Below are 1162 nucleotides of genomic sequence, written 5' to 3' on the forward strand. Positions count from 1 at the left end.
GAGCTATGCGGGAAATTGGGTGACGCGGCCTGATCAGGCGGCGCGGTTTTCGGCGACGCTGGTGGCGACATCGTCGGTGAAGGTGACGCCGTCGATGACCAAAGGCAACTGGTTCGCGCCCTTCAGGCGGCGCCAGGTCTTGGCGGCGGCCTGAACAGCTTGAACACCATCAGCTTCGCCGTCTTCTGTGACAGTGCGCCCTTGGTCCGGACGGTCCGGTGCCGGACGGTGGCGAAGACACTCTCGATCGGGTTTCCCGTGCGCAGGTGATCCCAGGGATCGGCCGGGAAGTCGTGAGACAGGCGAGCTGCGCCTCGCGGTTTTTGCTCAGGCAGGTCACTGCCTTCTCATACTTGGCGCCGTATTCCTTGGCAAAGGTGTGCATCGCGGTTGCCGCTGCGGCGCGGGTCTCGGCCTGCCAGATCTCGCGCAGGTCGGCCTTCACCGCCGGCTGCATGGATTTCGGGAACTTGTTCAGGACGTTGGCGATCTTGTGGACCCAACAGCGCTGATGGCGCGTGCCCGGGAAGACCTCGTCCAGCGCCTTCCAGAACCCCATGGCCCCACCGCCGACGGCGGTCTCGGGCGGAACCGTGAGGCCCCGGGCCTTGATGTCGGCCAGCAACTCACGCCAGCTCTGCGCGCTCTCGCGCAGGCCGACCTGGAAGCCCGCGAGTTCCTTCTTCCCTTCCGGCGTCGCCCCAAGGGTGACCAGCATGCATTCCGCCTGCGGCTCCATCCGGACCTGCAGGTAGACGCCGTCAGCCCAGATGTAGACATATCGCCGGGCCGAGAGATCGCGGCGCTGCCAACGGTCGTATTCCTGCTGCCACTCCCCGGTCAGGCGCGAGACTACACTCGGCGACAGGTTGGCCGCGTCTTTCCCCAGGATCGCGGCCAGCGCCTCCTGAAAATCTCCCATCGAGATGCCGCGCAGGTAAAGGACCGGCAGGAGGGCATCGACGCTGCGCGACCGCCGCGCCCATTTCGGCAGGATCGCCGAGGTGAAGCGGATCTTCTTCTCGGCCGGCACATCAAAGGCGCGGTCGCGCACCTTCGGGCGCTGGACGCCGAGCGCACCAATCCCGGTCAGGATGCTGCGCTCCGGCCCGTAGCCGTGCCGGACAACCCGCTGGCGGCCATCCGGCAGGATCTCTTCGGC

Annotated in this window: 1 pseudogene; it reads right to left on the reverse strand. The window is 66.7% G+C overall.

What is annotated here, in order from left to right:
* Positions 1-33 precede the first annotated feature (33 nt).
* Positions 34-1162, reverse strand: a pseudogene (locus OC184_RS20265) (IS256 family transposase); the annotation flags it as partial.

It is taken from the genome of Paracoccus rhizosphaerae (genome assembly GCF_026162645.1).
GTDB classification, from domain to species: Bacteria; Pseudomonadota; Alphaproteobacteria; order Rhodobacterales; family Rhodobacteraceae; genus Paracoccus; species Paracoccus rhizosphaerae.